The following is a 26,462-nucleotide window of genomic DNA, read 5'->3' as shown; positions in this document are numbered from 1 at the left end:
GCACCCGCACTGCGCCGCGCCTACCGAGCGCCCAGCAACGCCTTGGCAATCGCCTCCGCCTGCCCGCGCAGTTCGGGAATCGCCAGGCTCTCCCACAGCGATCCCATCCGCAGGCTGCCCAGCGCGAACAGATCGGCCTGGGCGACGCCATCGGCCTCCAGCACGCGTCCATCGCCGTCGGTATCCAGCCCGATCCCATGTGGTCCCGGCCGGGCCAGGCCACGCCCGGTCAGTTCGCTCAGCAGGGGATTGCGCATGGCCTGCACGCGCAGCTCCACGCCGGTGGCATTGACCACGCACGCAGCTTCCAGCGACAGCGTGCGCCCGTGCGGGCCATGGCCCTGCAGTTGCACGCAGCGCTCGCCAGCGATGGCCGAATCCAGCCGCGCACGGTGGCGTTGCAACTGGCCGCTGGTCAGCGCCTGCTGCAGGCGGGCATGGACCGCCGGGGCGATGCGGTGGCGATGCACATCCCACAACCGCACCACATGCCGCAGGAAACGACGCTGGTCGACGCACGACAGCGTGGTCCACAGGCGCTGCACGTGCGGACGCAGGGCGTCGATCACCGATTGCCAGGGCGTGCCCGCGGCGACTGCCCGCGCGGCATGCGCGCGCAGGGCATGCATCCGGCCGCGCAGCGGCAGTGCGGCGAATGCATCGACATCGAGCGCGTACGACGGCGGCTGTCCCTCGACGTGCGGCAGTGGCATCAGGCCATGGCGCGACAGGACGTGCAGCGTGCCGCGGTGGCCGGCAGTCAGCAGCGCCATCGCGGTATCGACCATGCTCAGGCCCGAACCGATGACGCAGACCTGCGCATCGGCGGCGATGCTGTCCACCGCGACGGTGTCCCAGGCCTCGATCCGTTGCGCCGCCGGCAGCGCCGACGCGCCGCGCGCGGGCAGGGGGCGCGGTGCGTTGCCGGTGGCCAGGACCAGGGTGGTGGCCGACAGCGTGGTGCCGTCTTCCAGTTCCAGGCGCAGGCCGTTGGCTATGCGTTCAATGCCGGTGGCGCGGGTCTGCAGATGCACCATGACGCCGGTGCTGGCGTCGCGCGCCTCCTGCAGGCGCTGGGTCAGGTAATCGGCAAACGCACGACGCGGCACGAAGCGCGCGGCCAGCGCCTCGCGCGTGGCCTCGACCTGGCCAGCCAGCAGCCAGTCGACGAAATCGCCGGGCGCGTCGTTGAACGCGCTCATGCCACCGGCGGGGACGTTGAGCAGGTGTTCGGCATGGCGGGTCGCATGCGCACCGCCGCGGCCCAGCTGGGCGCGCGGCTCCAGCACGGCGATGCGCAGCGGCGCGCGGGCGGCGCGCAGCAACTGGATCGCCAGCAGGGTGCCGGCGGCACCGCCACCGGCAATGGCGATGTCGTAAAGCGGGGTTGAAGCAAACATCAGGCGTTCCTAAGCAGCGTCCGGCGGGTCGCCCGCCACCGGCTGCCGTGGGCAGCCGTCGGCAAGGGATTCGACCAGGAAATCGATGAAGCTGCGGACCTTCGGCGCCAGGTGGCTGCGGCTGGCGTACACCGCGAAGATCCGCACGGGGGGAATGTCGTATTGCGGCAGGATGCGGACCAGCCGGCCATCGGCGATGGCATCGCCGACGATGAAGTCCGGTTGCAGGGTGATGCCCATGCCGGCGATGGCGGCCTCGCGCAGGATGTCGCCATTGTTGGCGCGCAGGCGTTCACGCACGCGCACGGTTTCTTCGCCATCGGGTCCTTCCAGGCGCCATTCGTCGCCGCCGGCCCAGTAGCGGTAGCCCAGTACGTCGTGGTCGGCCAAGGCCGCCAGCGTCTGCGGCATGCCGGCGCGGCGCAGATAGTCTTCCGAGGCGCACAGGGCCATGCTCGATTCGGCCAGCGGACGGGCGATCAGCGAGCCGGCCGGCTGCCGGGTGATGCGGATGGCCACGTCGTAGCCTTCCTCCACCAGGTCGACCAGCCGGTCGGACAGGTCCAGGTCGATGGTCACCTGCGGATGCAGCTGGCCAAAACGGGCCACCAGGTCTCCAAGTCGGGCGATGCCAAAGCTCACCGGTGCATTGACCCGCAGCGTGCCCGAGGGTTCCAGAGACTGGGCGGCGACGGCGGCCTCGGTGGCCGCGAATTCGGCCAGCAGCTTCAGGCAGCGCTCGTGGTAGGCGGCGCCGGCGCTGGTCAGGCTGACGTGGCGGGTCGTGCGGTTGAGCAGGCGCGTGCCCAGGCGCTGCTCCAGCCAGGCAATGTGGCGGGTGACGCTGGGCGTGGACATGTCCAGGGCGTCGGCGGCGGCGGAAAACCCGCTGCGCTCGACCACCGTGGCGAAGACGCGCATGGCTTCGATGGTGTCCATTGTTTCTTGCCCCGTAACAAATTCTGGCTTCCCGTGGAGTTTATCCGCTAACGGTGACGCAATAGGCTGGCTCCCTCGTTCTCTTCCAGAACAGGTGCTTGCATGAACATGACCGCCCGCCTGCCTTCGCTCTACATCTCCCACGGTTCGCCGATGACCGCGCTGGACCCCAAGCTGGTCGGCATGCGCCTGGCCGAGCTGGCCCGCGACCTGCCGCGGCCCAAGGCCGTCGTGGTCGCCTCCGCGCATTGGCTGGCGCGTGCGCCGCTGGTGGGCGGTGCCGCGCAGCCGGAGACGATCCACGACTTCGGCGGTTTCCCGCAGGCGCTGTTCGACATCCAGTACCCGGCGCCGGGCGCGCCCGAGGTGGCCCTGCGCGCGGCCGAGCTGCTGCACGCGGCCGGTCTGGACCCGCACATCGATCCGCAGCGCGGCCTGGACCACGGCGTGTGGGTACCGCTGCGGCTGCTGTATCCGGATGCGGATATCCCGGTGGTGCCGGTCTCGATCCAGCCGATGGCCGGTCCGGCGCACCAGCTGGCGGTGGGCCGCGCGTTGGCACCGCTGCGCGACGAAGGCGTGCTGGTGATCGGCTCGGGCAGCATCACCCACAACCTGCACGACTGGCGCAGCTACAGCGAAGGCAAGCAGGCGCCGTACGTGCAGCCCTACATCGACTGGGTCGAGCGCAAGCTGGCCGAAGGCGACGTGGACGCATTGCTCGACTACCGCCGCCAGGCACCCGATGCCGAGCGTGCCCATCCCACCGATGAGCATTGGCAGCCGATCTACGTGGCCATGGGCGCGGCCGGCGAACACTTCCGCGCCACCCGCATCGATGCCGGCATCGACATGGGCTTCCTGGCGATGGACATCTATCGCTTCGACGATGCGCTGACCGTGCAGGCCGCGGCATGAGCGCGCTGCATTACATCGAACGCCCGGCCAGCGGCACGCCGCGCGGCCTGCTGGTGCTGTTGCACGGGGTGGGTGCCAACGAAGGCAGCCTGTGGCCGCTGGCGCTGGAATTGCCGGCGGACCTGCAGGTGGTCCTGGTGCGCGCGCCGCTGGCGCTGGGGCCGGGCATGCATGCGTGGTTCCCGGTGCGCTTCACCGCCGAGGGCCCGCAGATCGACGCGGCGCAGGCCGACGCCAGCCGTCGGGCGCTGATCGACTTCATCGCCGAACAGCAAACGCGGCTGGGGATCGTGCCATCGCGCACGCTGGTGGCTGGCTTCAGCCAGGGCGGGATCATGAGCGCCAGCGTGGCGCTGACCTCGCCGGCATCGGTGGCCGGCTTCGGCGTGCTGAGCGGGCGCATCCTGCCGGAGATCGAGCCGCTGATTCCTGCCGACATTGCCAGCCACGCGCTGCACGGATTGGTGCTGCACGGCACGCGCGATTCCAAGCTTGGCTATTTCTTCGCCGAACGCGCGCAGGCGTTGTTGGCCGGGCATGGCGTGGCGCATGCGTTGAAGGCGTATGACGCCGACCACGAGCTGACCCCGCAGATGCGGGCAGATTTCGTGGCATGGGTGGAGGCGCGGTTGCCGGAGTTTGTGGCGGTTTGAGCCGCCTCATCCGACGCGGGACGTCTTTTTTAGGAGCGAGAGCTTTCGTGCGGCTTCGCCGCCCGACCCACTTTCTTTGCTCGTGCAAAGAAAGCTGGGCAAAGAAACACGCCCCGGGGCGGCACGCCTGCTTCGCAGGTCCGCTACGGGCCGAGGGATTTTTGGAAGGGACATCCATGTCCCTTCCAAAAACGCCGCACTTCCATGTGCGGCGCCCCCGTATCAAGTACGGGGCAGGCTCTGCGGGTCTTACCTCGCCCCTTCGCCGTGCCTCACGGAGGGTTTGAGAGCCGAAGCAAGAGCGAAGAGCGGAACAGCCCGTCTGGCTCGTCATTCGCCAAAAGCCTTTGCCTGAGGTTGAGCTTGCTAGGCCGCTCCGGCTGAGGCTCTTGCCTTCGCTGTTGCTTGGCTGTTGCTCCGCCCTTGATCTTCAGCGCCTTCAAAGCGAGCCGAGCACCGGAGCTGTAAACGGCCGAAGAGGCGCGGGTGTCTGAGCGAAGCGAGTTCCCGCGCCGTGCCGTTTTCGGCGAGGAGCACAGGGCACCGCCGCAACGCGGCGGCGAGTGTCAGGCGCTGGCGGTTTTGGCTACCTTTTGCCAAGACAAAAGTAGCTCGTGCGGCAAAGCCGCGCGAAAGCTTTTACTTTTTCTCCACCTCGCAAACGGCACTAATCGGCTGAGTAAAAAAGCCGAAAAAGCAAAACTCAGATAAACGAATCCGCCAACCGCGCAATGCCCTCACGACTCCGCTTCCACGCAGGCCGCCGGTTCCATTCGGCCAGGGTCAGCACATCGCTGTCGGCCAGGTATTCCGCCTCCACCTGCCGCATGCGGGTCACCACGTCGGCGCCGTAGCAGAGCATGCCGATTTCGGCATTGAGCGCGAACGAGCGGATATCCAGGTTCATCGAGCCGACCAGGGCCATCGAATCGTCCACGCTCAGGTGCTTGGCGTGCAGGAAATGCGGGCGGTAGTGCGCGATCTTGACGCCCGAGGCCAGCAGCTCGCCGTAGTACGACTCCTGCGCCCATGCGGTCAGCCGCTGGTTGTTGCTGCGCGAAAGGATCAACTGCGTGTCCACGCCCGACAGCGCGGCGATGCGCAGCGCGCTCAGGGTGCCGTCGTCGGGCACGAAGTACGGCGTGGTCAGCACCAGTTTTTTCTGCGCCAGGTGGATCAGCGCGCAGACCACGTCGCGCGCGTTGGAAAACGGATATGCAGGGCCGCTCGGGAGCAGCTGCGCGGCCACGTTCGCATCGCGCACCGGCGTGGTGGCGATCACGTCCAGCCGCTCCCCGGTTTCCAGGTACCAGTCGCTGGCGAACACCGCTTCCAGGTGCGACACCGCCGGGCCTTCCACGCGCGCGACCAGTTCGCGGTTGGGATAGCCGCGCACGAACGCACCGGCATCGGCCAGGTTCTGCGAGCCCACGTAACCGGCGCGGTTGTCGATCACGGCGAGCTTGCGATGGTTGCGCAGGTCGATGCGGCCACTGCGACGCCAGCGCAGGCCGCCGGGCAGCAGTTCCTGCACCTGCACGCCGCCGGCGCGGAGGCGCCCGGCATAGGCGCGCATGCCCGGTTTCGCGCCGACCGCATCGAGCATCAGCCGGCATTCCACGCCGCGTGCGGCGGCCTGCAGCAGCGCCTCGCAGACCAGGTCGCCGACCTGGTCTGCGAACATCAGGTAATAGAGCAGGTGCACGCGGTCGTGCGCGGTGGCGATGTCTTCCAGCAGCGCCCGCAGCGAGGCGTCGTAGTCATCCAGCAGGGTCACCGCGTTGCCGTGGGTGGGCATGAAATCGCCCAGCCGCTCGATCAACGGGACCATCTCGCTTTCCGCGCCGTCGCCTTCCGGTGCCCAACGCAGTTCGCCGAGGAGTTTCTGTTCTTCGCGGATCAGCAACGAGGCTTCGGCCTGGCGGCGCAGGCGTTCGCGTGACAGCCAGGGATGGCCGAGCAGCAGGTAGAGCGGCAGCCCGGCCAGCGGCACGAAGAACACCAGCAGCAGCCAGCTGCGTGCGGCCGCAGGGGTGGTGCGCGAGGGAATCCACGCCAGCGCGGCCAGGCGGATCACCCAGTCCAGGGCCAGCAGCCACGCGCCGATGGAGGACGGCTCGGTCATCGAAGCTCCGGTGATCGGGTCATGCCCGGATTCTGCCGTCCGCGCGGTGAACACGATAGTGAGGGGGCTGTCAGGGTGGTGCCAGCCGTTGTGGCATCCGGGTGCAATGAGAAGGCGAGCCCAGCCGGAGCAGCGTGCCCGTTGTCGTGGAAGACCATGGGCCGTCCACGAAAAAGCCCGCCTTGCGGCGGGCTTTTTGTTTCAAGGCGCTGGATGACCAGCGCTACACGCTGTTGAAAGGCGCCTCCCGCTTTCGCGGGGATGACGGCGCGGCAAAGGCGGGCGCTAGCGCCCGCGATGAGATCGTCGTTGGCCTGTACGAAGAAACCCGCCTTGCGGCGGGTTTCTTCTCAGGCACCAGATCCCCGCTTTCGCGGGGATGACGTGATGGCAAAGCCGTGCGCATCGCGCACGGGCCATCACGTCACTTGATCTTGCCTTCCTTGTAGGGCACGTGCTTTCGCACGACCGGGTCGTACTTGCTCATTTCCATCTTGCCCGGGGTGTTCTTCTTGTTCTTGTCGGTCGTGTAGAAATGACCGGTACCGGCTGTCGAAATCAGACGGATCTTGTCGCGCTTGCCTGCCATGACTTATCTCCTCAGATCTTTTCGCCGCGCGCACGCAGCTCAGCCAGAACGGAGTCGATGCCGTTCTTGTCGATGGTGCGCAGGGAGTGCGCGGAAACCTTCAGCTTGACCCAGCGGTTCTCGCTGGCAACCCAGAAGCGGCGCTCATGCAGGTTGGGCAGGAAACGACGACGGGTCTTGTTGTTGGCGTGGCTGACGTTGTTACCCGTCATCACGCGCTTGCCGGACACTTGGCATACACGGGACATCTGTGCACCTCGATATGAATTTGATCGCCCATAGCCTGGGAGATGGCGGCCCCGGCCTGAATCCGACAGCGGACCAGGCCATGCGATACGGGAGGTTGGAACCACTGCTGGCGGGCCGGAATCGCGCTTCCAGTCCTGTTCCGGCAGGAGCCGGACGCAGTGAGCCGCGCATTATGGGCAGCTTTCCCTGTCCGTGCAAGCACTTGCGGCCGGGATGCGGCGGACAGGAACCATCCTGCGGATCGGCGCGACCAGCGCATCCGCGGCCGATCGGATGGCGGCAGCGGAATCCCCAAGCCTGATTCAGGACAGCCCGGGAGAACCGGAGGAACCCGGGGTGTCGGGAGGGGCGTCGGTCGGTCAGAAGGTGTGCTTGGCTTCGGGAAAAGTGCCCGCCGCCACGTCTTCCGCGTAAGCCCTTGCCGCGGAGAGCAGCTGGCCATGCAGGTCTGCGTACTGCTTGACGAACCTGGGCAGGTTGCCAGTGCGCAAGCCAGCCATGTCCTGCCAGACCAGAACCTGCGCGTCACAGGCGTTTCCAGCACCTATGCCGACAGTCGGGATGGACACCGATGACGTGATCCGCGCGGCGACATCGCCCGGAATCATCTCAAGAAGCAGGGAGAACGCACCTGCCGACTCGAATGCGAGCGCGGTGTCGATAAGGCGCTGCGCGTCCTGGCCCTTGCCCTGAATCCTGTAGCCACCCAGCTGATGCTCTGCCTGGGGGGTAAAGCCGATATGGGCCATGACGGGAATGCCATTGCGACTCAGCTTCTCCACCTGCGGCAGCATCTCCACGCCGCCCTCAAGCTTGACGGCGTGCGCGCCAGCTTCCTTCATGAAGCGCACGGCGGTGTGGAAGCACTGCTCGGCAGATGCCTGGTAAGAGCCGAAGGGAAGGTCGGCCAGGACAAGTGCACGCCTGGATGATCGCGAGACGGCGCGCACCAGGGGCAGCAGTTCGTCCACCGTGACGGGGAGGGAGGTCTCGTTGCCAAAGACATTGTTCGATGCCGAATCGCCGATGAGGAGGACGGGAATCCCGGCCTCCTCAAAGATCGCGGCCGTGTACATGTCATAGGACGTGAGCATCGCCCACTTCTGGCCACGCTCCTTCATCTGCTTCAAGTGAGGGATGCGAACGCGTGTGGCGTTGTCCCAGGGCTTGGAGCCGGTGCCGTAGGGGGAGGTTTGCTCTTTAGTCATGTGCAGGGATCAACTGAAAAATTGCCGAATGAGAAGGACCATGGCGATTGCGAGCATGGCCGCGCCAGAGATGCGCGTGACGGTTGTTGCAGCGCTGGGGCGGGCGCCCAGCATTTTTCTTGCGCCGAATCCGACAGCGACGTAGACCACGGCACAGCTCAGGATATGGACCAGGCCCAGCGTCACCATCTGAGCCGAAACGGGCCAGCGGGAGGTGGGATCAACGAACTGGGGAAGCAAGGCCAGGAAGAGCAGGAAGACCTTTGGGTTCAAGCCGCTCACACAGGCGCCCTTTGTCCACCAGCTCAGCGCTGATATCTCCCCGGTTGGGCTTGCGCGCATGTCGACGGTCCGGGCGAGGAGCATCCTGATCCCCAGCCAAAGCAGGTACGTGGAGCCGATACAGGTCAAAACAGTCAGGACATCCGGTTGTTGTGCCACCAGGGTGCCCACACCGGCTGCGACCACCAGCGTTGCGGCGATGTGTCCAGAGAGCAGGCCTGTGACGGCTGGCCAGACGGCCTTTCCACGGATGCCGGCGGAGATGGCAAAAGCCCAGTCGGCGCCGGGCGTGATCACAAAGAGAATGGACACCGCCCAGAAGGCGAGAAGGAGATGGGTCGTCATGTCAGTGCTGGATGCTGGGGAGCGACGTCGCTGGCACGCTTCAAGGCTGTACCGCCACGAGCAAGGAATGGATCAGGCGATTGGCGGGAACATCCATCCCGTGCCGGTCTGCGGCCCGAAGGACGGCGCCGGTCAATGCGTCGTATTCCATCGGACGGCCCGCCAGGCGGTCCTCCCGCATGGATGTCGTGGCGTCTGGCGGAGCATTCAGCAGCCACTGCAGCGCGTCCTCGACATGCCGGTCGGTCAGCGCGGCGCCGTCAGCGCGCGCGACGGCTGCAGCCTCGTTCATCAGGGTTCTTGCGAGCGAGGTGATTCCAGCTTCCCGAATGACGTCCACCCGCCTACCCGTCAGCGCGGTCAGCGGGTTCGCCGTGATGTTGGTCAGCAGCTTCGCCCAGGCTGTCGTCCTGAGGTCCGCAGATGTCGCGACGCGCAGGCCTCCGGCTTTCAGCAGATCGATGAAGATCCGGCCGCCTTGCACATCAGGCAGGCACACATCTGCGTCGCCAACCTGTCGGATGGTCACGCAACCTGGGGAGGTGCGCTCGGCATTGAGGTACATCACGGAGGGAATCAATGCGGATTGGCCGACGTGCTTCACGGCACGCTCCTCAAGCTCGATCCCGTTCTGTGCGATGAGTACGCTGGTCCCGTCCGGCAGGGCCCTCAACCAGTGCTGGGCGGCATCGGTGTGCTGGGCTTTTGTCGCCAGCACCGCGATGTTGATGCCCTCGAGCGCAGATGGATTGTCATGGTGGGCAACCGGGAAGCTCCACGAACCACGCGCATCAACAACGGTGCAGTGCTCAAACCTGTGACTGCCGCCGCACACTTCAACCGAGCAGCCTGCTTTCGCCAGGATGGCCGCGATTGAAAGCCCGATTGCGCCTGGCCCAATGATCGCTACGCGCGGCCCCGCTCTCGTCTTCATCGAACTTTCCCGTTTGGTGGCGAAAAATGGTATTCGCAAGAATGGGAAATGTGTTCCTATATCTGCCCTCTGGCAGGGCCTGGATTAGGAGGAAATCTCGATTGGACGCTTACGACAGGAAGATTCTCTCTGAGCTGCAAATGGACGGGCGCCTGAGCGTGACGGACCTGGCAGCGCGAATCGGGCTGAGCCTCTCTCCATGCCACCGCAGGGTTCGGGCGTTGGAGCAGGCCGGTGTGATCAGGGGATATCGAGCGGAACTTGATCCATCCGCCGTGGGCCTGGCTTTCTCGGCAGTCGTGTTCGTGACCCTTCGTGACGGCGACAGGGCTGCCGTCGAAGCCTTCGAGAAGGCTGTCGCCGATGTCGTTCAGGTCACCCAGGCCCAGCGTCTCTTTGGTGACCCTGACTACCTGCTGCATGTCATCGTCAGCGATCTGGCGGCATTCCAGCAGCTGTACGACCAGAAGCTGGCTTCATTGCCGAGTGTGCTGAGATTGACGTCCACGCTGGTCATGAAGGATGTCGTGAGCCCCAGGCCCCTCGCAGTTTTCTAGTGCTCCAGATGGCAGCGACCGAGATTCTGGCGGTGAAGGACTGACGGGCAACCGGGTTACGCGATTTGGACGCTGTATGAGCCTTGCGCCAGAGCCGATGGCCTTCGACGCCGCTGATGGCGACAAGCTGCAAGGCCAGATCTGGCGGCATCACGGTGACGCCAAAGCGGGCTTCCGGCCGGTCGTGATCGTCAATCCAGCCACATCGGTCGTGGCACGCTTCTATTCCCGTTTCGCGACTTATCTTTTCGGCCATGGATTCGATGTTCTGACCTGTGACTACAGGGGCATTGGTCGATCACGGCCTGCATCCCTCGGCGGCTTTCGGGCTGACTGGCGCGTATGGGGATAACCCGGTGGCCGCGCACGTTGCCGGTCAGGCGGCCGTGCTGACGCACCCGGTGCAGGCGGGCGAGCCCATTGCCGGAGATTCGCTCCGTACGGCTGCCGTCCTTGAGTCTTACGCCAGTCGCGTGGCCAACTCCGCGAGACGCTGGCGATAGCCGTCCAGGTCGGAAATCTGCAGCGTGGCGACACCGCTTTCCATGGCGGCCTTGGCGACCGCGGCGGGAAGTTCGACCAGCAGGCGCGGGTCCAGCGGATGCGGGATCAGGTAGTCGCGTCCAAGCCGCGCACTGCCATCATCGCTGACTTGCGACGCGGCCAGTGCGGCCAGTGCGTGGACACAGGCGATCTTCATCGCGGTATTGATCTGCGTGGCGCGTACGTCCAGCGCGCCGCGGAACAGGTAAGGGAAGCACAGGACGTTGTTGATCTGGTTTGGGAAATCCGAACGGCCGGTGCCGACGATCGCATCCGGGCGCACCGCATGGGCGTCGGCCGGCAGGATCTCCGGATACGGATTGGCCAGGGCCAGCACGATCGGGTCGGCGGCCATGGTCGCGAGCATGGACTGGGTCAGCGTGCCTGGACCGGACAGGCCGAGGAAGATGTCGGCGCCGTGCAGGGCGTCGGCCAGGCTGCGCTTGTCGGTGTCGTGGGCGTAGGCCGCCTTGGTCGGATCCAGGTTGCTGCGGCCGCTGTGGATCACACCGCTGCGGTCCACGGCCAGCACCTGCTCGCGGCGCAGGCCCAGCGAGACCAGCATGTCCACGCAGGCCACGCCGGCCGCCCCCATGCCACAGACCACCAGGCTGACCGCTTCGATGCGCTTGCCGACCAGCTGCAGTGCGTTGGTCACCGCCGCGCCGACCACGATCGCGGTGCCGTGCTGGTCGTCATGGAAGACCGGGATGCCCATGCGCTCGCGCAGGGTGCGCTCGATCGCAAAGCACTCCGGCGCCTTGATGTCTTCCAGGTTGATCCCGCCGAAGGTCGGCTCCATCGCCGCGACGATCTCGATCAGCAGCTGCGGATCGTTGGCATCGAGTTCGATGTCGAACGCATCGATGCCGGCGAAGCGCTTGAACAGGACGCTCTTGCCTTCCATCACCGGCTTGCCGGCCAGTGGGCCGATGTTGCCCAGGCCCAGTACCGCGGTGCCGTTGGTGACCACGCCGACCAGGTTGCCGCGTGCAGTCAACGCCTCGGCCTGGGACGGATCGGCGACGATCGCCTCGCAGGCGTAACCCACGCCTGGCGAATAAGCCAGGGCCAGGTCGTTCTGGCTGGCGACGTTCTTGGTCGCCCGGACCTCCAGCTTGCCCGGCTGCGGCCAGCGATGGTACGCAAGGGCGGCTTCGCGCTGGTCGGTCGCTGCAGGGGGGCTCGGGGGATGGGCGTCTGTCTTCATGGCGGCTATCGAATGGGAAGGGAAGGTCACGGCCAGTCCGGACGCAGGCCATGCGGCGCTGGCGCCGGCATGGGAATCGCTGGTGGAACGGCGCGTGTCCCGATGCGGACCATCACGCGTGCCGCCGGGACCCTGGCCTGCGATAGTGGAAGTTGCACCCCGGGCCGACAAATCGATTCGACCGATGCTGGCGAGCATCGGCTCCGATGACTGGCGTGGCCGTGCATCGGCTTTCGGCAGCAGGCTGATCAGGGACGCCAGCGGTCGTGGGACCCGGGATGCCGCATTGGCCGTCAGTCGGCCTGCCAGAGCTCGGGTTCTTCGACCAGTTCGATCAGGTTGCCGGCCGGATCACGCAGGAAGATGTTGGCGCCCCACGGGAAACGCTTGACCCAGACGACATCGGCCTGCTGTGCGTGCAGGTGCGCGGCGGCGGCATCCACGTCGGGCACGGCGAAGGCCACGTGCTTGTTGCCGTGGGTGCGGTTGTCGCTGTCCGGCAGCAGGCGTTCCGGTGGCAGCGGTGCAGCGCCGGGCACCTCGAACAGTTCGATGCGCATCGGCCCGCGCCGCAGCATCGCCACTTCGGCGGGGATGGCCGGAATCGGGAAGCGGCGCTCCAACGCGAAGCCGAGCACGCGTGCGTACCAGGCGATGGCCGCGTTCAGATCGGGCACGCTCATCGCGCCGTGGTGGTGCTTGAGCGGCAGCGCCGCGGTGGCCGCGCTGGCGGCAGCGTGTTCGGTCGACATGATCATGAACCTGGAAGGCGTCGGGCGACGATGAGGGAAAAATAGCCGGCAGTGGGATGGACCGTGATGTCGGCATCGTTACTGGCGTGCAACAAGGACTGTAGTTCCGAGCATCGGTACTACAGTCCTTCGGTGTAGCGCAGCATGTCCAGCGAGGAGGCCGCAACGGTGGCCGGGCCAGCGCCACATCCCGCGGCAGGCGGTGCGCCGCAGTCAGGCATTGGCGGGCGTGGCCGGCACGAGGCGTGTGTCGATCGCCCCGAACACCGACTGCCCGTCGAGCCCGAACACCTCGAACTGCAGCGATTCGCCGTACTGCATGAACGGGGTCACCGATTCGCCGCTGTCCAGTTTTTCCAGCGCGCGTCGCTCGGCCAGGCAGGCCGAACCGACGTTGCGATAGTCGCGGTCGGACACCGTGCCCGATCCCAGCACCATGCCGGCGCCCAGGCGGCGGTTATAGGCCAGCTGTGCCAGCAGTTCGCCGAAACTCCAGTCCATTCCGCGGCCGTTGGGGTGACCGAACGGTTCGCCGTTGCGGTGGACCTGCATATCCAGCAGGACCCGGCCATCGTGCCAGGCCTCGCCCAGTTCGTCGGGGGTGACCGCCACCGGGGCGAAGATCGTCGCCGGCTTGGCCATCACCAGGCCGAATCCCAGCGAGATCTCGCGGAACAGATGCTTGCGCATGCTCACGTCGTTGAGGATGGTCACCAACTTGACGTGGGTGAGTGCTTCTTTCGGCGTCGCGCCCATGGGCACGTCGTCGGTGATCACCGCGAACTCGCCTTCGAAATCGCATTGGTCTTCGGCGGTTGGAAATTCGTAGTCATCGCGCGGGCCGCGGAAATCGTCGCCCTGGCGTGGCACCAGGATGCACATGCCCGGGGTCTTCTTGATCGCCAGGTCGTAGGCCCGCTCCATGATGTCGCCATGGTTGAGGAAGGCCGAGGCATCGACGAACTGGTGACTGCGTGGCAGCGGGGCCAGGGCCTGGCTCGGGTCGAAGGCGAATGCGCCGTCGGCGCTGCCGTCTTCCAGGGTGGCGGCCAGCGCGCGCAGGCCCGGTTCGGCCACTGCCCAGTCATCGATGGCCGCGCGCATGGTCGCGGCCACGTAAGTCGCATCGAGCGCGCGGGTCAGGTCGCGCGAGACCACCACCAGGCGGCCATCGCGGGTGCCGTTGCGGAGGGAGGCGAGTTTCATGGGCGGTTTCTCATCGGTAGAAGGAAAGTGCATCTCGGTGCGACCCGGTCCGGCGCAGCGCGCCGGGCGCTCGGGCGACCCGCGCGGCGGTGCCGTGCAAGCGGGTCGTCCTCACCCAAGCGGGCGGCCGCCATCGACCGGCAGGATGCAGCCGGTGGAGAAGGTCAGGTCACGTACTGCCACCACCACCGCACGGCCGATCTCGGCCGGTTCGGCGAGCCGGCCGAGCGGGGTGGATGCGCACTGGCGGTCGCGCCATTCCACGTCCAGCGATTTGACGAACTCGGTATCGACCAGGCCGGGCGCGACTGACAGCACCCGCACCTGCGGCGCCAGCGCACGCGCAAGCGACAGGGTCAGGTTGTCCAGCGCCGCCTTGGAGGCGCAGTAGGCGATGTTGCTGCCCATCCCGGTGCGCGCGGCGATCGAACTGATGTTGATCACCACGCCGCCGCCGGTGAGCTGGCTTTCGCGCAGCAAAGGCAACAACGCGCGGGTGGCGGCGATGGCGCCGCGCACGTTGGTGCTGAGGATCTCGTCGATCAGCGCGTCGTCCAGCCCATCCAGGTCGGCATGGGCGACGAAGCGGGTGGTGCCAGCGCAGTTGACCAGCACATCGGCGCGGCCGCAGGCGGCCTGCACCGACGTCGCCAGCGCCTGCAGCGAAGTGCTGTCGGTGACCGAGGCGGGCAGGGCAAGGTGATCGTCACCGGGAAGCGTGGCTGCCAAAGCCCTGGCCGCATCGGCCGAGCTGCGGTAGGTGACCACCACCCGCAGTCCCGCCTGTGCCAGTGACTGGCAGATTGCCGCACCCAATCCGCCGGCGCCGCCGGTGACGACCGCGACCGCGCGTGCGTCCGCGGTCATTTCAGGCGGCCTGCGGCTTGCCGAGCCGGCGCACGCGGATGTCGGCCTGCTCCTTGTGGCCGGAGAAGTGTTCCAGCGCGCACAGCCGCGAGCAGACCTCGCCGATCGCCACGCTGGCCTCGTCGGTGAGGATGCGCTGGTAGGTGTGGGTCTTGATGAACTTGCCCACCCACAGGCCGCCGGTATAGCGGCCAGCGCCCATCGTCGGCAGGGTGTGGTTGGTGCCGATCACCTTGTCGCCGTAGGACACGTTGGTGCGGTGGCCCAGGAACAGGCCGCCGTAGCTGGTCATCCGCTGCAGGAACCACTCAGGGTCGCGGGTCATTACCTGCACGTGCTCCGAGCACAGGCGCTCGGACTCGGCCAGCAGTTCCTCGTCGGTGTCGCACAGGATGATCTCGCCGTAGTCGCGCCAGGAAACGCTGGCGATCGGAGCGGTGTCCAGGCGCGCCAGCACTTTCTCGATCTGGCCCGGCAGTTCCTCGGCGATCTTCTTGCTGGTGGTGAGGCAGTAGGCCGGCGAGGTCGGGCCGTGCTCGGCCTGGCCGAGCAGGTCCACGGCGACCAGTTCGGCGTCCACGCTGTCATCGCAGATCACCATGGTCTCGGTCGGGCCGGCGAACAGATCGATGCCGACACGGCCGAACAGCTGGCGCTTGGCCTCGGCCACGTAGGCGTTGCCCGGGCCGACGATCATGTCCACCGGGGCGATGTTCTCGGTGCCCAGTGCCATGGCCGCCACGCCCTGCACACCGCCCATCACGTAGATCTCATCGGCCCCGGCCAGCGCCATGGCGGCGATGATTTCCGGTGACGGCTTGCCGTCGAACGGCGGCGCGCAGGCGATCACGCGCTTGACGCCGGCGACCTTGGCGGTGAGCACGCTCATGTGCGCCGAGGCCAGCAGCGGGTACTTGCCGCCGGGGATGTAGCAGCCCACCGAGTTGACCGGGATGTTCTTGTGGCCGAGCACCACGCCCGGCAGCGTCTCCACCTCGACATCGCGCAGCGACATCAGCTGCACCTGGGCGAAGCGGCGGATCTGCGCCTGGGCGAACTTGATGTCCTCGATCGCCTGCGGGGAGAGGCTGTCGATGCAGGCCTGGATGTCCTCGGCGCTCAACCGCAGCGACGGCGGGTTCCACTTGTCGAACTTCTCGGAATACTCGCGCACCGCCGCTTCGCCGCGCGCTTCGATGTCGGTGATGATCTTCTCGACGGTGTCGCGGACCTGGGCGTTGAGTTCGGCCTTTGCCTCGGCCGGCTTGCCCTGCTTGATATGGCGGATCATGGTGTGGTTCCCGGTGATGGAGTGTGCGATATCGCTGGCGCTTCAGCGCGCTGCGATGGAATGGAAATGGCCGACCGACGGAGCGGTGGCGAAGAACGGTTGCAGCAGCGCGCGCCACTGTCCGAACAGGGACGAGCCGCGAAACCCTTCGGTGTGGTCTTCGACGGTTTCCCAGCGCACCAGCAGGACGTACTGGGCCGGCTGTTCGTGCGAGCGCAGCAGCTCGTGGCCCAGGTGGCCCTGTGCCTGCGCAATGACCTTGCGTGCTTCCGCGAAGGCCTGCTCGAAACCCGCCTGGCCGCCGGGTGTGATGTCAAAGGTGGCGATCTCAAGAATCATGCGGGCTCCCCCGCGCGCGTCCGGCGCGCATGCCAGTGCGGCAGCGGCAGCCCCGCCACCGGGGATCGGAACGAAGCCAGCGTGGTGCCCTTCAGGCTGCCCAGGTAGACCGTCTTCAGGTCAGGGCCGCCGAAGGTCAGGCTGGCCATCCACGGCGCCAGCGTGCCCGAGCACGAATCCATCAGCTGCGGGGTCACGGTGCCGGCGAAGAAGTGGCGGTCGTAGATCTCGATCTGCTCGGGCTTGCCATCGTCGAGCAGGGTCAGCAGCTCGCCTTCCGGTGTCAGCGCGACCAGCCGCTCGGCCAGGATCAGGGTGATCCACAGGTTGCCGTAGGCGTCGAAGGCGAAGCCGTCGGGCGTGCCACCCAGGTCGGCCGGGCCGAACACTTCGCGGTCGCTCAGGCTGCCGTCGGCGTGCACCCGCAGCCGCGAGATCCGCCGCGCGTTGGATTCGACCACGTACAACCATTCTTCGTTGGCGTCGAAGCGGATCTCGTTGGTGCCGACGAAGCCGTCGGCGACCACGCGGATGCCGGTCTCGTCGATCAGGCCGACATAGCCGTCGGGGGCCTTCTCGTTGATCGAGCGGGTCCACGGCTGCAGGCGGGTGGTGACGGTGAACCAGATCCGGCCGCGCGAGTCGGTCAGGATGAAGTTCATCTTGCCCAGCGGCTGGCCGTCGATCTCGGTGTAGAGCGTGCGCGACTGGCCGTCGCGCGTCATCAGCTCGATCGCGTCGGTGCCGAAGTTGGCGATCAGGATGTCGCCGTTGCGGTCGAAGGCGATGCCGTTGGGCAGGGTCTTGCCCAGGATCAGGTCCTCGGCGCTGCCGTCGTTGCCGGCCTCATGCTGGGCGATCAGGTGCTGCTGGCCGTCCGGATTGATCCGCATCACCCCGCCGCGCGCATCGGCGGTCCACAAGGTGCCGTCGGCTTCGGCCAGGATGCATTCGGGGCGTTGCAGGCCAACCCCGACGTTGCGGATCTGGCTGCGCTCCACGCGGAAGCCGTGCAGTGGATTGGTGGTCGTGGCGGTGTCGAGGTCAAGCATGGGCGAGGCGCTCCTGGTCGGCTTGCAGGGCGCTTGCGACCAGCGCGACCGCGTCCCCGTCGTGCTGGAAGCCGAGGGCTTCGGAAGCGGGTGTGGACAGCAAGGGGTAGGCACCGAACGCCTGTTCCAGCGCCGGATCGGGTTGGTACTCGACCAGGGCGGCGGCGTCCTGGCCGGTCTGCCGGCCGACCGCGTCGACCAGTTCGGCCACGGTCACCAGCAGCGCCGGCAGGGTCCAGTTGCGCACTTGCAGGCCCGGATCGGGCATTTGCGCGGCGTGCAACAAATTGTCGACGATGCGTTGCGATGACATGAGCCAGAGCCGGGCGCCGGCCGAAACCGGGCAGACGAAGCGACGTCCGGCGGCGGTTTCGCGGATCAGGTCGCTCATGAAAGCCGACAGCAGCCCAGCCGGTGCCGGCGGACGCATCACGATGCCCGGCAGGCGGATGCCACGGCCATCGACCTGGCCGCGGCGGCTGGCATCGTGCAGCAGGATCTCGCCGATCTGCTTGTGCGCGCCGTAGCTCATGGTCGGGCGCAGTGGGGTGCTGTCGTCGACGATGTCAGGCAGGGACGCACCCAGCGTCGCGATCGAGCTGGCGAACACGAAGCGGGCGTTGGAGGCGGCCGCGTGCTGCAGCAGTGCAGCGGTGGCGGCGACGTTGACCCGGTAGCCCAGCGCCGGGTCGCGCTCGGTGGCGCCACCAGGGACGCTGGCCAGGTGGAACACCACGTCCACCGGCTCGGCAAAAGCACGTGCCAGCAGGGCCGGATCGGTGATGTCGCCAGGCATGGAAACCACGCGCGGATCGGTGAAGGCCGGGGCCTTCAGGTCGAGTGCGGTCAATCGCTCAAGACCGGGCCAGTCGCGCAGCAGGCGAGCGACCAGGGCCGTTCCAATGAAGCCGTTGGTGCCGGTAACAAGCAGGTGCATAGGAGAGGCGTCGAAGAAGATGAGGCATCTTCGCCAGCGCTGCCATACGGCGGAAATCGAACCTCACGATGCGCAGCATCACGTTCGCCCATTGCTCGATTGCTGTGACGCAGCATGCGTGCATCGTGGACCGCGACCTAGACTCGCCGACAGCGCTCAAGCGCGCTGGACGGAGTGAGCAATGCGATACCAAAAGCTGGACCTGAATCTGCTGTCGGCGCTGAAAGTGCTGCTGGAAAAGAAGAACGTCACCCGCGCCGGCGAGGAGATGTACGTCACCCAGTCGGCGATGAGCGGCATCCTGGCGCGGTTGCGCGATTACTTCGACGATCCGCTGATCGTCCAGGTCGGTCGCAAGATGGAACTGACGCCATTGGCCGAAAGCCTGATCGAGCCGGTCAACGACGTGCTGTTGCGGATTGACGCGACCATCGCGACCCGCCCGGATTTCGATCCGCTGGCGATGCGCCGGCATTTCACCATCGTCGTGTCGGACTATGTGTCCTCGGTGTTCCTGTGCGAGGTGCTGCGGCGCGTGCACAGCAAGGCCCCCGGGATCACCTGGCGCCTGTGTGCCCCGAGCGAGCGCGCCCCGGCCCAGCTTGAAAGCGGCGAGGTGGACTTCATCATCCATCCGGAGCAGTTGGCGTCGATCACGCAGTCACACGAGGTGCTGTTCGAAGACAGCTACGTGATGGCCGTGGCCCGCGACAACCAACAGATCGGCGACACCATCAGCCTGGAGCAATACCTGGCGGCCAGCCACGTCACCTTCCAGAGCAGCAGCCAGGGACTGCCGATGTTCGAAACCTGGTTTGGCCGCCAGCACGGCGAGGATGCGCGCCGGGTCGAGGTGGTGACCAATTCCTTCCATGTGTTGCCGCAGCTGGTGGTCGGTACCGGCCGCGTCGCCACGCTGCATGCGCGCATGGCCAGCACCTTCCTGCAGGGCTTGCCGATCCGGCTGGTGCGGCCGTTGTTCGAGGTGCCCAGGCTGGTGGAGGTGCTGCAGTGGCACCGTTATCGCGACCAGGACCCGGGCAACCAGTGGGTGCGCGAGCGGATCATCGAGATGGCGCGGCAGATTCCGTCACTGGAGGCGGTGCATCCGCTGGGTGCCGTTCCGGCCAAGCCGGCAGCCAGCGTGGTGCCGTTGCGCGCGGCCGGCGCGTAACCGCCCACGCCTGCACGCCGACTAGCCCCGCAGCGCGGGCAGATGCCCGCGCTGCGGCGACGCATCACAACTGCGCGAACGTCTCCGCGCACCAGTCGGCGATGTAGTCGCGCATTGCGGTGCCGTTGTCGGCACCGCAATGCTCCACTTCGAAGTCGGCGTGGGTGAACACCCGCAGGTCGCGCTTGGGCGAGTTGACCGCCTGGTCGTAGGACAGCTGGGCGTTGAAGGCGGGGATCTGCCGGTCGTTCTCGCCATGGGTCACCAGGAACGGCACCCTGATCTTCTCGACCTGGCCATCCAGGGTGATCTGGTCGGCGTAGTCCAGGAACGCGTCGCGGTCGTCGAAACCGAACACCCACATCACGTGGTCCCAATAGTGCGGCACGGGATTTTCACCCTCGTTCCTGACCCGTTCGCGCTGGCGTCGACCCCAGACGTGGTTGGCGCCCATCACCGCGCACAGCGCATAGCGCGGGTCGTTGGCGGCGATGCGTGGGGCGTGGTAGCCGCCGAAGGACAGTCCGAAGATGCCGATCCTGGACGGGATCACGTCGCTGCGGGTCAGCAGGTAGTCGAACGCCGGCGAGCCCCAGCGCTCGGCATCGAACACGGCGGTGAGGCCGCGCTTGCGGATCGCCTCGCCGGTGCCGGGCTGGTCGACGAACAGCGTGTTGATGCCACGCTCCAGGTTGGAGGCGCCATGGCCGGCCATGTTGACCTGCTCTTTCATCGAGTCCAGGCCGTTGACCGAGACCAGGGTCGGACGCGGGGTGCCACTACCGTCGTGGACGAAGATGCCGGTGTAGCTGGAATCCTCGTAGGGAATCTCAACCTTCTCGATGTGCAGGCCGCGCAACGCCGCACCCTTGTGATACAGCGCCAGGCCCTTGTCGTAGGCAATCCAGCGCGGCGCATAGTCGCGGCTCTGCATGCGCTCGGCGGCCAGGTAGTAGCCGGCGGCGCGCAGGTATTTGGTGCCGGCCGACAGCCGATAGCCGGCGGCTTCGTCGGCCGCGGCATTGCGGGTCACCTGGTCGGCGACCGCGATCCAGCTGTCGAACAGCGCCGCCGACCCGGCATCGGCGCCGGCCTTGGCCGCTTCGATCAGGGGTCGGTTGGCCACGTCGATCTCGCCGTGGTTGCCGCCGCAGACCAGGGCCAGGTTGGTCTGTAGGTTCCAGACGTAATTGCCGGGGAAGGGTTCGAACATGAAGCATCTCCTGAGAATGAAGATGGCCGCCGGCGAGGGCGGCCAAGTGGACCGGTCCGGCGACGAAGGACAGGCCGCCGCCGGATCGTGTCCGGGAACGATCCGGCCGCTCAGTGCCCCGGGTTCACCCTGGCGCCATCGGCGCGGCCGGTGATGAAGCGCGAGAACAGCACGATCAGCACGACGCTGACCGCCGCCACCCCGGCGAACACGCCGAACGCCGGTTGCAGGCCGCTGACCCGGGCCATCACGAACGAGAAGGCCAGGGTGCTGAAGAACTGCGCCACCGCAAAGGTCCCCTGCCAGATGCCGGTGCCGCGGGCGCGGTTCTCGAAGCTCAACGGCTGCATGCCCCAGGTCAGCAGGGTCGGCAGCATCAGGCCGGCGCCGATCTGGTTGATGATGCCGGGGATGATGAACACCTGCGGGCTGGTGGCCTTGCACATGCCGTAGAAGCCGATCGCCATCATCGCGAATTCCAGCAGCAGCAACGAGCGGATGCGGAGCGAGCGCTTGATGTAGCCGAAGGTGATCGCGCCAACCGGCACGCCGAGGCTGGCGATGGAGATCAGCAGGCCCGTGTTGGTGGCGTTCTTGACGCCCAGTGCCTGCATCGCCGAGGCCATCTGGAACTGCAGGATGTAGAACAGCACGCCGCCGACCACGGTGATGATGCAAACGGTGAGCATATGGCGCCACGGGAACGCACCGGACGGGGCGCTGCCGGCGAACGATTCGTCCAGGCCAAAGGCTTCGCTGCGCTTGGGTTCGCGGGTAAACAGCAGGATGCCGATCAGGAACAGCAGGCCGCTGCCATAGATCAGGAACGGGCCGCGCCAGCCCCACAGGTCACCGAGCTTTCCGGCGAGCGGAAACATGCAGAACGCGGTAATCGCGGCCGTCGCAGCCTGGCTACCGAGCCAGCGGTCACGCTGTGCGGGCGCGAAGCAGTCGCCGATCAGCGCGGTGCTGCAGGTCATCACCACCGCTTCGCAGATGCCCACGCCGATGCGGCTGGCGAACAGCGCGACGAAGTCGTCCAGCACCAGCGGCGCCATCCCGCAGAACGAATAGATGATCATCGAGGCAATCAGCAACCGGCGTCGGCCGATGCGGTCGGCCAGCGCGCCCACGAACGGCGAGAACAGCGCGATGCACAATGCAGGTACCGACAGCAGCGCCGGCACCCAGTAGTTGGCATTGGGAACGTCGTGGAACTGCTCGAACAACTTGGGCACGATCGGTGCGAGCAGCACCGCGCCCATGGTCGACAGTGCGACCGGCAGGATCAAGGACAGGCCGGTGGCGGTACCGGCCTGTTGCGGGGTGGAAACCCCAGTGACGGATGCCATGTTTCAGTGCCCTCCCAGGCTAGATGAGTAACGGGTAATCGCGGGAATTTTTGCTGCAGCCGATACTGGGAGTTGCCTGGCACCGGCACCAATCGTTTAAGCCGATACCGCAGAACCGCGAACGCGATGCATCCCGCATGCCGCGGGGGTGGCGGCCGGCGCCAGTCACCTCCCGTCGCGGCATGTGGCCGACCGTGACAGGTATCGGCAGTGCCGATTGCTGCCAGCGCGAGACGCCATTTCCGACACCAGGCCGGGCTGACTAGGGTGAGCATCGGCGGGGCACCCTGGGAGCGGGGGCCGCCGACATCATCCAGGCGCGATGCGTGGCCGGCAGCCGAGGCTCCGGCGGCGCCCGCGCCCTTCTAGGGAGACAACCCATGCAGTCCAAGCAAGTACCCGGTCACGGGCGTTTCGTCACACGCCTCGCTGGCGCAATCCTGGTCGCGGCGATGCTGCCGCTGGCCAGCCAGTCCGGGCATGCCTATGCCGATGCCGTCGCCGCAAGCGCGACGACGCAGGACCGCGATTTCGTGCGGGTCCATCCCGGCGTGCCCAGCGAACGCGAGGCCAGCCTGGTCGGCAAGTACCTGGCCGACAACCAGGCCCTGCTGCAACGCGGACCGATCGACGTGCAGGCGATGATCCACGGCAACCTGCCGGCCGGCACGCCCGGCGTGCGTGGGCCGATCACCGTCACCGAGGCGATGGTCCGCTACGACAACCAGAAGTACGATCCGGACAACCGCGTGCTCAACGACGCCGCCTACGCGCGCGCGCTGGGCTACCGGGACATCTTCGCCTTCCCGACCTTCGCCGCCCACGACGACACCTTCATGGTTCCCTACCCGGGCGAGGCGCGCGACAAGCTGCAGGTCTCCCAGCTCAACCACAGCATCACGTCGTACAAGCCGGTCTATCCGGGCGACCAGTTGTACCTGGTGGCCAACCGCCGCGATTTGTCCGACCTGACCCCGACCGAAGGCGCTTACGCGCGCGATATCGTGATCCGCACCGAGGGCAGCATCTACAACCAGCGCGGCGAGAAAGTCGAGGACGTGGTGTTCCGGGTGATGGAGACGGTGAGCATCTACCGCCCGGAGAAGAAGCCGGCCGGCAAGCTCGACTTCATGCAGATGTGGAAGGCGCCCACCTGGACCCAGCGGCCGCAGCACCTCTACACCGATGCCGATTGGCAGACGATCCGCAAGATCTGGGCGAATGAGGAAGTGCGTGGCGCCACGCCGCGCTACTGGGAGGACGTCAAGGTTGGCGACCAGCCAGCGTGGACCCTGGATGGCCCGTTCGATGCGTTCATCATCCCCGTCGCGCCGTACGGGATGGGCGTGGGCGGCAACCGCACGCTCAAGCATGAGGTGATGAATCCGAAGACCTTCAAGAAGATGGTCCGCGGTGACGATGGCATCTATCGGATGGCCAACCAGGCCGACAACGTGCCGGCAGTGCCCGACAACGCGATGGCGCAGGCCCCGGGCGGCGGCAAGGATGACGGCGCCATCGATACCACCGACATCCACAAGAAGAAGGGCAAGGAGCGTGCGCCCCTGCTGAACTACATCGGCCGCGATTCGGCCATCCACCACATCAACAACTGGATGGGCGACGCCGGTTGGATCAGCAACCTGCGCTGGGGGATCATGCCGGCCACGCTGCATGCCCAGTTCGGCATGCCGGTGCCGGTCAATCCCGATGCGCAGCACTTCCTGGACAAGGTCCCGTTCCTGAAGGGACGCGACGTGGATGCCCACGGGCTCACCGGCGATGTCGCCATCGTCAGGTCCTACGTCTACGACAAGTACTTCCGCGATGGCCAGCCGTACGTGGAACTGGCCTGGTGGGTGGAAACCATCGACGGCCACATCTGGACCGCCGGTGGCGCGACCGTGCGGTTGCCGTCCAAGCGGGTGGCCCAGGACAAGGGCGGCGCTGCCGGGCTGTAGCCCGCGTGCCGATGGCGGCGGCCAATGCCGGCACCGCATGCACCTGCCGCATCCAAGCCGCGCCCGGTGATCTCCGGGTGCGGTTTTTCTCTTGGCCATTCCGCTCACTTCGCGACCAGCAGTGCAGCGCGTAGCGAGATCGGGACGGCGCGGGCGCGAGTGTCGCGTGGCTTGCCTGTGGTCACTGCCTATCGCCCTGCCGCGGCGATCGATGCCCTCCAATGGTGTGCGTCGCGAATGTGCGGCGTCCAGCGCATGGACTCGTTCTCGGGAGCGTCCTTCATGCATGGTCAGCTGGCTCCGTGGTGTCGCTGGAGCGTGCGATGGCTTGTCGCCGTTCAAGCATTGCTGCACCGCAGAAATTGAATCGCCTGTTGCAGCCCATTAGAAATCGCGATTTCCGCCCGGTCCTGCCTGCTCCGTAGGATCGGCGCATCGTCGATGGGCGGCTTGCCATGCGCTGCATTCAGGCCGCCATCAGGAGAAGGGCTTCTCCGCGGCGACGCCGGCCAATGCCGGTCACTTGCAGGACGGCGCAGGACGGCGCCGGAAAGCCAATCGAAACGAATCAATCAACAGGATGGTTTACATGCGTGTCCAGTCAGGTTCCGCCCGTATCACCCGCGTCCGCACCACCGCGATGGCATTCGCGATCACTTCGTTGCTGGCCGCCGCGCCGTTGGCGCTGGCCGCCGGCAAGCCTTGGGTGGTGCAGGCGCCGGCCACGTCTGATGGGCTGGTCATCAAGGAAGGCGCGCTGCCGGTGGCAGCGGCAGGCAAGCAGTTGACCATGACGGTGGACGGCATGACCACGCCGATCGCGCCGGGCAGCTACCGGGGCAAGGTGGTGCTGACGCCCACCGACGACGTGGTGGTCACCTACAAGCAACTCGACCCGCATCAGTTCCGCAGCGCGATCTACGTCAACGACGGCCGCTATGTGGCTGGCAAGTCGGTGGCCGCGGCAGTGCAGGGCGGCAGCGTCGACGACCAGGGCGCGCGCGGCGTCAGGATCGACTCGAACGAGGCGCGCTTCAACGGCGTGGTGGTGACCGGTGACTCCAAGTACACCCTGGACGCGCCGGTGATCGACCTGGTCGGCAACGGTGGCAACGACTTCGCCGGCTACGGCGCGGCGATCATGTCCAGCGGCAACGCCGAGGTCACCGTCAACAGGCCCAAGATCCGCACCCACGGTGCGATCCGCACCGCGATCTTCGTCGGCGGCAAGAGCACCATGCACGTCAACGATGCCGACATCGAGGTCTACAACGGCACGCTGCCGGCCGACTACAAGTTCACCATCGAGGTGGGCAAGATGATGGAAGTGCCGTGGATGCTGGGCCTGCATGGCAACGTCCGCGCCACCAACCTGGTCGACCACGGCACCGTCTATTACACCCGTGCGCACATCAAGGCGCAGGGATGGGGCGCGCTGTCGACCGACGATGCCGCGGTCACCCGCATGTATGTCAAGGACAGCCTGATCGAAGTCATCGACAGCGGCTACGGCGCTTACTCGATTGGCGACTCGATCGATTCCTTCAGCAACAGCACCCTCAACGTCGCCGACGTCGGCCTGATCATGGCCGGGCAGGGCTCGGGCGTGTTCACCGATGGCAGCGTGGTCAATTCAGGCCGCTATGGCGTGATGATGCACGCCGGCAACGGCGCCGGCACCCTGACCGTGGACAAGGGCAGCGTGATCAACTCGCGTTCCACCGCGATCGAGGCCAAAGGCCGTGGCGGGCAGGTGATCCTCGACCATGCCCAGGTCAATGCCGGCAACGGCATCGTGCTGCAGGCCATGGAGAACGACGACCCGTTCATGAAGAAGATGATGGCCGGTGGCCCGCCGCCGGGACCGATCGTCGGCGAGCAGGGCCCGGAAGGCGCCACCCCCGAGCCGCCGCCGCATCCGGACGTGGACGTGCTGGCCAACGGCATGAAGCTCACCGGCGACTTCATCAACACCCGCACCAAGCAAGGCGGGCTGAACCTGGAGCTGCGCGATTCCAGCCTGGTCGGTGCGGTTTCCACCGGGACCCAGGCCGCGCTCGGCGGCCAGGAGCCCACTGACAAAACTTACTGGCAGATCGGCCATGTGATCAACACCTTCGCGCCAACGCCGGAAGCCAACGGCGCCACCGTCAAGGTCGGTGAAGGTTCGCGTTGGGTCGTCACCAAGACTTCGTACCTGACCGGCCTGGACCTGGCCAAGGGCAGCGAGGTGGTGGCCGCACCCGGTTACAAGCTGAGCCTGAGCGTGGACGGCAAGGTGCAGGCGCTCAAGCCGGGCCACTACCAGGGCAAGTTGGTGGTGGACGTGCAGGCCCTGAATTGACCCATGTTCTAGCGTAGCAATC

25 protein-coding genes and 1 pseudogene are annotated in these 26,462 nt (G+C 66.6%); 8 read left to right on the top strand and 18 right to left on the bottom strand.

Annotated elements, in window-relative coordinates; genetic code table 11:
- Positions 1-20: 20 nt before the first annotated feature.
- Both O8I58_RS11845 and O8I58_RS11840 read right to left on the bottom strand, forming a co-directional pair.
- Positions 21-1,400 (bottom strand): FAD/NAD(P)-binding protein, encoded by a 1,380-nt coding sequence (locus O8I58_RS11845; RefSeq protein WP_298316146.1) that lies wholly within the window; start codon positions 1,398-1,400, stop codon positions 21-23.
- 9 nt (positions 1,401-1,409) lie between these two features.
- Positions 1,410-2,339 carry a LysR family transcriptional regulator gene (locus O8I58_RS11840; protein WP_298316143.1) on the bottom strand — a complete coding sequence of 310 codons (930 nt, stop codon included), beginning with the start codon at positions 2,337-2,339 and terminating at the stop codon, positions 1,410-1,412.
- Positions 2,340-2,441: 102 nt separating this feature from the next.
- Here O8I58_RS11840 and O8I58_RS11835 point away from each other — a divergent pair, with 102 nt between their 5' ends.
- Together O8I58_RS11835 and O8I58_RS11830 are read left to right on the top strand one after the other, a co-directional pair.
- A complete protein-coding gene (locus O8I58_RS11835) occupies positions 2,442-3,257 on the top strand; it encodes a dioxygenase family protein (RefSeq protein WP_298316140.1) in 816 nt (271 codons plus the stop codon).
- Complete coding sequence (locus tag O8I58_RS11830; RefSeq protein WP_298316137.1) at positions 3,254-3,910, top strand: alpha/beta hydrolase; 657 nt, start codon at positions 3,254-3,256, stop codon at positions 3,908-3,910. Before O8I58_RS11835 ends, O8I58_RS11830 begins: the two co-directional genes overlap by 4 nt.
- Before the next feature lie 703 nt (positions 3,911-4,613).
- Here the strand turns inward: O8I58_RS11830 and cls are convergent.
- Complete coding sequence (gene cls, locus O8I58_RS11825) at positions 4,614-6,035, bottom strand: cardiolipin synthase (RefSeq protein WP_298316134.1); 1,422 nt, start codon at positions 6,033-6,035, stop codon at positions 4,614-4,616.
- Positions 6,036-6,169: 134 nt separating this feature from the next.
- On the opposite strand from cls, the gene O8I58_RS11820 reads away from it, so the two are divergent.
- Positions 6,170-6,418: a hypothetical protein gene (locus O8I58_RS11820; protein ID WP_298316131.1), complete on the top strand. Its 249-nt coding sequence runs from the start codon at positions 6,170-6,172 to the stop codon at positions 6,416-6,418.
- Between the two features lie 41 nt (positions 6,419-6,459).
- Here the strand turns inward: O8I58_RS11820 and rpmG are convergent, their stop codons facing one another.
- From rpmG to O8I58_RS11795, 5 genes are all read right to left on the bottom strand, one after another.
- Positions 6,460-6,624 carry a 50S ribosomal protein L33 gene (rpmG, locus tag O8I58_RS11815; protein WP_093143674.1) on the bottom strand — a complete coding sequence of 55 codons (165 nt, stop codon included), beginning with the start codon at positions 6,622-6,624 and terminating at the stop codon, positions 6,460-6,462.
- 11 nt (positions 6,625-6,635) lie between these two features.
- Positions 6,636-6,872, bottom strand: a complete 237-nt coding sequence (rpmB, locus tag O8I58_RS11810; RefSeq protein ID WP_014159265.1) for a 50S ribosomal protein L28 — start codon at positions 6,870-6,872, stop codon at positions 6,636-6,638.
- A gap of 360 nt (positions 6,873-7,232) precedes the next feature.
- Positions 7,233-8,081, bottom strand: a complete 849-nt coding sequence (gene panB / locus O8I58_RS11805) for a 3-methyl-2-oxobutanoate hydroxymethyltransferase (protein WP_298316092.1) — start codon at positions 8,079-8,081, stop codon at positions 7,233-7,235.
- A 9-nt stretch (positions 8,082-8,090) separates the two neighbouring features.
- Positions 8,091-8,708, bottom strand: coding sequence for a LysE family translocator (locus O8I58_RS11800; RefSeq protein ID WP_298316090.1), 618 nt, complete (start codon positions 8,706-8,708; stop codon positions 8,091-8,093).
- A gap of 40 nt (positions 8,709-8,748) precedes the next feature.
- The gene (locus O8I58_RS11795) at positions 8,749-9,642 is read right to left on the bottom strand and encodes a 2-dehydropantoate 2-reductase (protein ID WP_298316086.1); all 894 of its coding nucleotides are present in this window, start codon (positions 9,640-9,642) and stop codon (positions 8,749-8,751) included.
- A gap of 101 nt (positions 9,643-9,743) precedes the next feature.
- Between O8I58_RS11795 and O8I58_RS11790 the strand changes: the two genes are divergently transcribed.
- Both O8I58_RS11790 and O8I58_RS11785 read left to right on the top strand, forming a co-directional pair.
- Complete coding sequence (locus O8I58_RS11790; RefSeq protein ID WP_298316082.1) at positions 9,744-10,199, top strand: Lrp/AsnC family transcriptional regulator; 456 nt, start codon at positions 9,744-9,746, stop codon at positions 10,197-10,199.
- 76 nt (positions 10,200-10,275) lie between these two features.
- Positions 10,276-10,551 (top strand): hypothetical protein, encoded by a 276-nt coding sequence (locus tag O8I58_RS11785; RefSeq protein ID WP_298316080.1) that lies wholly within the window; start codon positions 10,276-10,278, stop codon positions 10,549-10,551.
- A 129-nt stretch (positions 10,552-10,680) separates the two neighbouring features.
- Here the strand turns inward: O8I58_RS11785 and O8I58_RS11780 are convergent.
- From O8I58_RS11780 to O8I58_RS11745, 8 genes and pseudogenes are all read right to left on the bottom strand, one after another.
- Positions 10,681-11,952 (bottom strand): annotated as a pseudogene (locus O8I58_RS11780) (malic enzyme-like NAD(P)-binding protein); the annotation flags it as partial.
- 293 nt (positions 11,953-12,245) lie between these two features.
- Entirely contained in the window at positions 12,246-12,704 is a 459-nt protein-coding gene (locus O8I58_RS11775) for a VOC family protein (protein ID WP_298316076.1), read from the bottom strand.
- Positions 12,705-12,917: 213 nt separating this feature from the next.
- A complete protein-coding gene (locus O8I58_RS11770) occupies positions 12,918-13,910 on the bottom strand; it encodes a fumarylacetoacetate hydrolase family protein (protein ID WP_298316073.1) in 993 nt (330 codons plus the stop codon).
- A gap of 111 nt (positions 13,911-14,021) precedes the next feature.
- Positions 14,022-14,777, bottom strand: a complete 756-nt coding sequence (locus tag O8I58_RS11765; RefSeq protein WP_298316071.1) for an SDR family NAD(P)-dependent oxidoreductase — start codon at positions 14,775-14,777, stop codon at positions 14,022-14,024.
- 1 nt (position 14,778) lies between these two features.
- Entirely contained in the window at positions 14,779-16,068 is a 1,290-nt protein-coding gene (gene hisD / locus O8I58_RS11760; protein ID WP_298316068.1) for a histidinol dehydrogenase, read from the bottom strand.
- Between the two features lie 42 nt (positions 16,069-16,110).
- Entirely contained in the window at positions 16,111-16,407 is a 297-nt protein-coding gene (locus O8I58_RS11755) for an antibiotic biosynthesis monooxygenase family protein (RefSeq protein ID WP_298316065.1), read from the bottom strand.
- Positions 16,404-17,459, bottom strand: coding sequence for an SMP-30/gluconolactonase/LRE family protein (locus O8I58_RS11750; protein ID WP_298316062.1), 1,056 nt, complete (start codon positions 17,457-17,459; stop codon positions 16,404-16,406). Before O8I58_RS11750 ends, O8I58_RS11755 begins: the two co-directional genes overlap by 4 nt.
- Positions 17,452-18,396, bottom strand: coding sequence for an NAD-dependent epimerase/dehydratase family protein (locus O8I58_RS11745; protein ID WP_298316059.1), 945 nt, complete (start codon positions 18,394-18,396; stop codon positions 17,452-17,454). Before O8I58_RS11745 ends, O8I58_RS11750 begins: the two co-directional genes overlap by 8 nt.
- Before the next feature lie 181 nt (positions 18,397-18,577).
- On the opposite strand from O8I58_RS11745, the gene O8I58_RS11740 reads away from it, so the two are divergent.
- Positions 18,578-19,570 (top strand): LysR family transcriptional regulator, encoded by a 993-nt coding sequence (locus O8I58_RS11740; protein ID WP_298316057.1) that lies wholly within the window; start codon positions 18,578-18,580, stop codon positions 19,568-19,570.
- Between the two features lie 64 nt (positions 19,571-19,634).
- Here O8I58_RS11740 and O8I58_RS11735 read toward each other — a convergent pair whose 3' ends face one another.
- Together O8I58_RS11735 and O8I58_RS11730 are read right to left on the bottom strand one after the other, a co-directional pair.
- Positions 19,635-20,783, bottom strand: a complete 1,149-nt coding sequence (locus tag O8I58_RS11735; RefSeq protein WP_298316054.1) for an alpha/beta hydrolase family protein — start codon at positions 20,781-20,783, stop codon at positions 19,635-19,637.
- Positions 20,784-20,893: 110 nt separating this feature from the next.
- Positions 20,894-22,135 carry an MFS transporter gene (locus O8I58_RS11730; RefSeq protein WP_298316052.1) on the bottom strand — a complete coding sequence of 414 codons (1,242 nt, stop codon included), beginning with the start codon at positions 22,133-22,135 and terminating at the stop codon, positions 20,894-20,896.
- Positions 22,136-22,515: 380 nt separating this feature from the next.
- Between O8I58_RS11730 and O8I58_RS11725 the strand changes: the two genes are divergently transcribed.
- On the top strand, positions 22,516-24,096 hold the full coding sequence (locus tag O8I58_RS11725; protein ID WP_298316049.1) for a hotdog family protein: 1,581 nt from the start codon (positions 22,516-22,518) through the stop codon (positions 24,094-24,096).
- Between the two features lie 589 nt (positions 24,097-24,685).
- Positions 24,686-26,440: a hypothetical protein gene (locus tag O8I58_RS11720; RefSeq protein WP_298316045.1), complete on the top strand. Its 1,755-nt coding sequence runs from the start codon at positions 24,686-24,688 to the stop codon at positions 26,438-26,440.
- Positions 26,441-26,462: the final 22 nt, after the last annotated feature.

It is taken from the genome of Pseudoxanthomonas sp., assembly GCF_027498035.1.
GTDB lineage: Bacteria > Pseudomonadota > Gammaproteobacteria > Xanthomonadales > Xanthomonadaceae > Pseudoxanthomonas_A.
Note: the sequence above shows the minus strand (reverse complement) of the source record. Positions and strands in the feature narration are given on the sequence as shown.

Bases quoted from the DNA above. Each gene is read 5' to 3' on its own strand.
- O8I58_RS11730 (WP_298316052.1), bottom strand. From the start codon at position 22,135: ATGGCATCCGTCACTGGGGTTTCCACCCCGCAACAGGCCGGTACCGCC.
- rpmG (WP_093143674.1), bottom strand. From the start codon at position 6,624: ATGGCAGGCAAGCGCGACAAGATCCGTCTGATTTCGACAGCCGGTACC.
- cls (WP_298316134.1), bottom strand. From the start codon at position 6,035: ATGACCGAGCCGTCCTCCATCGGCGCGTGGCTGCTGGCCCTGGACTGG.
- O8I58_RS11770 (WP_298316073.1), bottom strand. From the start codon at position 13,910: ATGAAACTCGCCTCCCTCCGCAACGGCACCCGCGATGGCCGCCTGGTG.
- hisD (WP_298316068.1), bottom strand. From the start codon at position 16,068: ATGATCCGCCATATCAAGCAGGGCAAGCCGGCCGAGGCAAAGGCCGAA.
- O8I58_RS11740 (WP_298316057.1), top strand. From the start codon at position 18,578: ATGCGATACCAAAAGCTGGACCTGAATCTGCTGTCGGCGCTGAAAGTG.
- O8I58_RS11720 (WP_298316045.1), top strand. From the start codon at position 24,686: ATGCGTGTCCAGTCAGGTTCCGCCCGTATCACCCGCGTCCGCACCACC.
- O8I58_RS11750 (WP_298316062.1), bottom strand. From the start codon at position 17,459: ATGCTTGACCTCGACACCGCCACGACCACCAATCCACTGCACGGCTTC.
- O8I58_RS11840 (WP_298316143.1), bottom strand. From the start codon at position 2,339: ATGGACACCATCGAAGCCATGCGCGTCTTCGCCACGGTGGTCGAGCGC.
- O8I58_RS11755 (WP_298316065.1), bottom strand. From the start codon at position 16,407: ATGATTCTTGAGATCGCCACCTTTGACATCACACCCGGCGGCCAGGCG.
- O8I58_RS11830 (WP_298316137.1), top strand. From the start codon at position 3,254: ATGAGCGCGCTGCATTACATCGAACGCCCGGCCAGCGGCACGCCGCGC.
- O8I58_RS11795 (WP_298316086.1), bottom strand. From the start codon at position 9,642: ATGAAGACGAGAGCGGGGCCGCGCGTAGCGATCATTGGGCCAGGCGCA.
- O8I58_RS11845 (WP_298316146.1), bottom strand. From the start codon at position 1,400: ATGTTTGCTTCAACCCCGCTTTACGACATCGCCATTGCCGGTGGCGGT.
- O8I58_RS11735 (WP_298316054.1), bottom strand. From the start codon at position 20,783: ATGTTCGAACCCTTCCCCGGCAATTACGTCTGGAACCTACAGACCAAC.
- O8I58_RS11745 (WP_298316059.1), bottom strand. From the start codon at position 18,396: ATGCACCTGCTTGTTACCGGCACCAACGGCTTCATTGGAACGGCCCTG.
- O8I58_RS11835 (WP_298316140.1), top strand. From the start codon at position 2,442: ATGAACATGACCGCCCGCCTGCCTTCGCTCTACATCTCCCACGGTTCG.
- O8I58_RS11765 (WP_298316071.1), bottom strand. From the start codon at position 14,777: ATGACCGCGGACGCACGCGCGGTCGCGGTCGTCACCGGCGGCGCCGGC.
- O8I58_RS11725 (WP_298316049.1), top strand. From the start codon at position 22,516: ATGCAGTCCAAGCAAGTACCCGGTCACGGGCGTTTCGTCACACGCCTC.
- O8I58_RS11775 (WP_298316076.1), bottom strand. From the start codon at position 12,704: ATGTCGACCGAACACGCTGCCGCCAGCGCGGCCACCGCGGCGCTGCCG.
- O8I58_RS11785 (WP_298316080.1), top strand. From the start codon at position 10,276: ATGAGCCTTGCGCCAGAGCCGATGGCCTTCGACGCCGCTGATGGCGAC.
- O8I58_RS11800 (WP_298316090.1), bottom strand. From the start codon at position 8,708: ATGACGACCCATCTCCTTCTCGCCTTCTGGGCGGTGTCCATTCTCTTT.
- panB (WP_298316092.1), bottom strand. From the start codon at position 8,081: ATGACTAAAGAGCAAACCTCCCCCTACGGCACCGGCTCCAAGCCCTGG.
- rpmB (WP_014159265.1), bottom strand. From the start codon at position 6,872: ATGTCCCGTGTATGCCAAGTGTCCGGCAAGCGCGTGATGACGGGTAAC.